Origin of the sequence: Sphingobacterium sp. T2 (assembly GCF_000814685.1) — a bacterium.
In the GTDB taxonomy this organism is placed as follows: domain Bacteria; phylum Bacteroidota; class Bacteroidia; order Sphingobacteriales; family Sphingobacteriaceae; genus Sphingobacterium; species Sphingobacterium thermophilum.
The window spans coordinates 1-5,424 of sequence record NZ_JXAC01000153.1 but is presented as its reverse complement, the minus strand read 5'-3'; the positions used below and the strand labels follow the sequence as shown (position 1 = coordinate 5,424).

Sequence of the window (5,424 nt, the reverse complement as noted above, 5' to 3'; positions counted from 1 at the left end):
AGATAACGGATAGTGAGACATAAATGACAGTATCTCCTACAAATTTCCTTATTCCAGACACTATAATAAAGAATTATTTAATGCGTTTGATTGACTTCAAAGTTCGTAAAACCTTTCAGCTCAGAAGTTTCTTCTATTTCTACCGACTCAACTTCCGCCTTTTCCGGTCCTTCGTGACAAAAGTCCAACAAAGACTCTAAAGCAAAATCATCCCCTTCTGCTTCGATATAAACAGATTTGTCCTCACAATTGAGGACAAATCCCTTTATACCGAGCTGATCAGCAACGGCTTTCGTTGAAATTCTGAAATAAACGCCTTGGACCTTTCCTCTTACTTTGATGTTCAAATGTTTCATCAAAGCAAAAGTAAGCAATTAAATAATTCTTTGTACTTCAACACTGTCATTGATCTTGAGATTTGGCATATTTTTCAACAGTACCAATCCCGGTTTTTTGCCGACTTCCAAAGAACCTATCTCGTTGTCTAGCCCCAAAGCTTTAGCCCCATTGATTGTTGCCCACTTGATTGTCTCCAAGAAGGTCAGCTCCTTATTTGCCTTATGCAGGGTCTTAAGCTCTTCTAAAATACTCAACGTATCGTTCGACGCTAGGCTGTCCGTACCCAAAGCGATATCAAATTTTTGATTCAAGAAAAGCTGAACTTTTGGAAGCGTATCCTCAATGTAAAGATTGGCTTTAGGACAAAGGCACAGCGTCACCTTACGTGCCATACGATTGATGAAGTCCAAATCTTTGATGGAAGTGTACGTGTTGTGTACTAGTATAGTGTGATTGGACGCCGGTAAGAAGTTAAGGTATGACTGTATGGAGTTACGGACCTGGGCCTTAAAACAGTCCACATCTATACCCATTTTTTCATAGAATTTGAGAAACTCTCCCGACTTGTAGCGAAACAATTTATTTTCTTCTTCACTTTCCTGGTTGTGAATAGAAATGATATTGTCGTCGCTGATAGATTTTTTGTAGGTTTTAAAAAGGGATTTGGAACAGGAGTAAGGTGCATGCGGCGTAATGGAAGAATGGTTAGGATCAAAATAAAATTCAATATCGCGGGCTTCGTCAATCTTATTCAACACCTCATCATCTTTCATGCAAATAATTTCCACAAAGGTGTGATAGATAATTTTACTTTTACTTTTCACCTCTGCAGAAATGGAAGTGTTCACGTGATCACCCACCGCCTGAATACCGCTTTCGTACATGCGGCGATCCGCCTCCACCATAGCTTCCTTAATACGCTCTACATCCTGCCCCCTTTTGGTTACCACATTGCCAATAAACTCTATTAACCCTGTCTTCGAAGGGATAACATTCTCCAAATGTGACAGTTCCAAATGACAATGGGTATTAACAAATCCAGGTATTAAAACACCTGAAAAATGATTCTACGTCAAGCTTTAACTGCAGGATCATTCTCTCTATATAATCCTACAATATTCCCGTCCTCTATTGCTACGATACCGTTTTTAATAGGATCTGACGTTACCGGAATAACGTAATCAGCTGAAAAGTATTGTATCATCTAATAATTGCGTTGTGTGATTTTAATGAGATATCCCAATTTTTTGAGAAAGATACAATTTTTTAATAAGATTTATATGACATTTTTGCATTACTGTTAAAAAGTTTATATTTGCAATATCAAATAGGGGTGCCTTGTCCTTGTGACACAAAGACGGGCTGAGATCATACCCTGTTTAATTTATAGCTATAAATTAAACGCACCTGATCTGGGTAATGCCAGCGTAGGGAAAGGGAAGTTAAATTAAGGAATTACTATAGCCCCTTGTAGTAATTAGGTTTAACTTTTAAAAACTGTTTTACTTATGATTAAGCACTTCGTTGCATTGTGGGCAATATGCCTAATGGCTACTCTTGCCGTTGCCCAAACTAAACTCACCATCACTGTATTGGATGAGAAGTCCAACCCTTTACCTAATGCTTCCGTAATGGTCGACAAAGTGTCCGCCAAGACCGACGAACGGGGCAACACAAACATCCTCCACCCTTCCTCTCCTTCATACATAAGGGTGAAACATCTTGGATTTGCAGAGTATGTGGGTTCATGGCCTGCAAACCAATCTTCATTGACTGTCAAACTCGACCGTATCACCCTGCAGGCCGATGAAGTAAGAGTGTACGCCACACGTGCCCAGCAGAATTCGGCCACCACATACAAAAACCTTTCTAAAGACGATATCGAAAAGAACAATCTCGGTCAGGATATCCCCTATCTCCTAGACCAGACTCCCGGCGTCATCATTGGCTCCGATGCTGGAGCAGGAATAGGCTATACCAACATGACCATCCGCGGTTCGGACAACCAACGCATCAACGTAACAATCAACGGTATACCCTTGAATGATGCTGAAAGCATGGGGTCCTTCTTTATCAACCTTCCAGACCTTGCTTCCAGTATCGAAAGTATTCAAATCCAAAGAGGTATAGGTACTTCTACCAATGGTGCCGGAGCCTTCGGTGCCTCGCTAAACATTCAAACCGATGCCGTACAGAAAAAAGCCTACGCCGAATTCAACAACAGTGTTGGCTCCTACAACTCGTGGAAGAACACCTTAAAACTAGGGTCTGGGCTTATCAACGATAAATTTGCCTTCAATACAAGACTATCGAACATCACCTCAAACGGCTACGTAGAAAGAGCTACATCCGACCTCAAATCCCTTTACTTTGATGCCGGAATGTACACTGACAGGCATATCCTCAAAGCCATGGTGTTGACAGGAAAAGAAAAAACCTACCAGGCTTGGTATGGCGTGCCACAACCCATCTTAGAAAACGACCGCGCAGCATTGGAAGAGTACGCCTACAATGCCTTGGGAATCTATGGAGGAGCTGAATTTGATCGCCTAATGAATGCTGACCGTCGTTACAATTATTATACGTACGACAACCAGACCGACAACTACAAACAAACTCATGCACACCTGTACTACACGTTATACAATAATACATGGACATATAATGTAGCTCTCCACTATACACGAGGAAAAGGATATTACGAAGAGTTCCGTGAGGCAGACCGTCTTGCTAAATATGGCATTCCTAACCTGATTTCCGGGACAGACACCATCACCAAATCCAACTTGATACGCCGTAGATGGCTGGATAACCATTTCTATGGAACAACTTTTTCCATAAATTACAAACCTTCCAACTCTTGGAATTATACGCTGGGAGGAGCTTTCAATCAGTATAAGGGTGATCACTATGGTGATGTCACAAAAGTATTTATCTATCCTGAAGAAACCTTTGGCGATAAATATTACTTCAATGACGCCACAAAGAATGACTTCAACATCTTCCTAAAAACCGATTACCGTGTCGAAAAATGGCTTTTCAACATGGATCTTCAGTATAGAAACATCCATTACGAAGTATTTGGCGATGACGACAAAATCAAAAACTTGAACTTCCAAGACAAGCTGAATTTCTTCAATCCTAAGGTCGGCGCCACCTACTTTCTAACCCAGCAAGCTAACGTATATCTTTCGTATGCTTATGCAAGCAAAGAACCCGTACGCAAAGATTACGTAGAAAATCCAAGAGACGAATTTCCTAAGCCCGAAAGAATGCAAGATATCGAAGCTGGATACCGCCTGTCACTACCTCACTTTTCGTTGGGGTCAAATCTTTATGCTATGTTGTACAAAGATCAGCTAATCCCTACCGGAGCACTTAACGACACAGGCGGTGAAATACGCATGAATATTCCGAGAAGCTACCGCATAGGCATAGAACTGGATGCCGCATGGAAAATAAGCTCTAAATTCCACTGGTCTGCAGCAGCAACATTAAGCCGCAACAAAATCAAAGATTTTGTCGAATATGTGCCTGTACTGGATGATGACTGGAATAAAATCACCGAACTGCAGATTGAACATGGTGACACACAGATTGCTAAAGCCGCAAATACAATACTTTCCAACAACATCACTTACAGCCCTATGGAAAACCTGTCTTTCAGCCTGCTGACAAAATATGTGTCGCGCATTTACCTTGACAACACCGAAGCAAAAGAACGCTCTATCCGTCCATTTTCATATTCCAATTTACAGACAAAATACAGCACTTCACTATTTGGTGTAAAGAATGTAGACTTCTTGTTGAGTGTTAACAACATCTTCAACAAGAAATACGAAACGTCAGGGTATACATGGAGACAGCTTTTTGAATCTAAAGGCACAATCGAACATTATAACTTCTATTACCCACAAGCGACAACAAACTTTCTGTTTGGCATAAACATCAAATTCTGACAAATATCCCAAAAGGCAATTACATAATGGTAATTGCCTTTTTTGCTCTTCGCAAATAGTTATTACTTTTACCGCATGCGAGCAGTTATTCAACGCGTGACACACGCCTCATGTACCGTAGACAACCAAATCACAGGCGCTATAGAGAATGGATTGCTTATCCTGCTGGGGGTGGAAGATACCGACACCCAAGAAGACATGGAATGGTTAGCCAACAAGATCGTCAACCTCCGTATTTTTTCCGACGAAAATGGTTTGATGAATAAATCCATCCAAGATATTGGAGGCAACATCCTGCTGATATCACAATTCACCCTCTTCGCACAAACCAAAAAAGGAAATAGACCCTCGTTTATCCGGGCAGCAAAGCCGGAGAAAGCAAAGCCTATGTACGAAAACATGAGCACTCTACTCGGCACCCTGCTGAAAAAAGAAGTACAGATGGGTATCTTCGGCGCCGACATGAAAATAGATTTAAGAAACGATGGTCCCGTGACCATCATCATGAACACCAAAGATAAAGACAACTTTTAGGAGATGACCATTAAAGAAGCGCAACAAATCGTCGACCACTGGATTACTACTACCGGTGTACGATATTTCAACGAGCTCACCAATACGGCAATCCTCATGGAAGAAGTGGGAGAAGTAGCCCGCATTATGGCACGTAAATATGGAGAACAGTCGTTTAAGAACTCCGATAAAGAGGCGGATCTAGCCGACGAAATGGCTGATGTACTATTTGTGTTAATATGTCTTGCAAATCAGACGGACATAGACCTCACCGAAGCTCTACCAAAAAAATCTGGAAAAGAAGACAAAAAGAGATGCTGAAAGACACAAGAACAACGATAAACTAAAATAAAAGCCCGAACGTTAGACATGCCCCAAAAAGTTAGACACTTATTTGGGGCATTTTTATGAGTAAAAAACAGAAGTATAATTTCAATTTTAAGTTACGTCTAGTAACCACTATTCTACGAGGTAAAGACAGTATTGGAAGCCTTGCAAAGCGAGAAGGATTAAGTAAATCGAATTTACAATTTTGGCTTAGGCTTTACCAAAATTATGGCAAGCAAGGCTTGCAAGGTGTAGCCAAAAAATCATTCACCATAGAAADAAAAAT

General features: G+C 40.9%; 5 protein-coding genes, 1 pseudogene and 1 riboswitch. Of the genes and pseudogenes, 4 read left to right on the top strand and 2 right to left on the bottom strand.

The features are described 5' to 3' along the window. Positions 1-77: 77 nt before the first annotated feature. A complete protein-coding gene (locus SD31_RS10230) occupies positions 78-356 on the bottom strand; it encodes an acylphosphatase (protein ID WP_039054050.1) in 279 nt (92 codons plus the stop codon). An 18-nt stretch (positions 357-374) separates the two neighbouring features. After that, positions 375-1,355, bottom strand: coding sequence for an amidohydrolase family protein (locus SD31_RS10225; protein ID WP_231561443.1), 981 nt, complete (start codon positions 1,353-1,355; stop codon positions 375-377). 320 nt (positions 1,356-1,675) lie between these two features. Beyond that, a riboswitch (TPP riboswitch) is annotated at positions 1,676-1,790 on the top strand. Positions 1,791-1,847: 57 nt separating this feature from the next. Between SD31_RS10225 and SD31_RS10220 the strand changes: the two genes are divergently transcribed. The 4 genes and pseudogenes from SD31_RS10220 to SD31_RS10205 form a co-directional block, all read left to right on the top strand. Continuing rightward, complete coding sequence (locus tag SD31_RS10220) at positions 1,848-4,298, top strand: TonB-dependent receptor (RefSeq protein WP_039054049.1); 2,451 nt, start codon at positions 1,848-1,850, stop codon at positions 4,296-4,298. A gap of 75 nt (positions 4,299-4,373) precedes the next feature. Then, positions 4,374-4,832 carry a D-aminoacyl-tRNA deacylase gene (gene dtd / locus SD31_RS10215; protein ID WP_039054048.1) on the top strand — a complete coding sequence of 153 codons (459 nt, stop codon included), beginning with the start codon at positions 4,374-4,376 and terminating at the stop codon, positions 4,830-4,832. Positions 4,833-4,835: 3 nt separating this feature from the next. Next, positions 4,836-5,163: pseudogene (locus tag SD31_RS10210) on the top strand (nucleotide pyrophosphohydrolase). A 55-nt stretch (positions 5,164-5,218) separates the two neighbouring features. Then, the coding region (locus SD31_RS10205) for a transposase (protein WP_039054047.1) at positions 5,219-5,424 on the top strand (206 nt) is incomplete at its 3' end.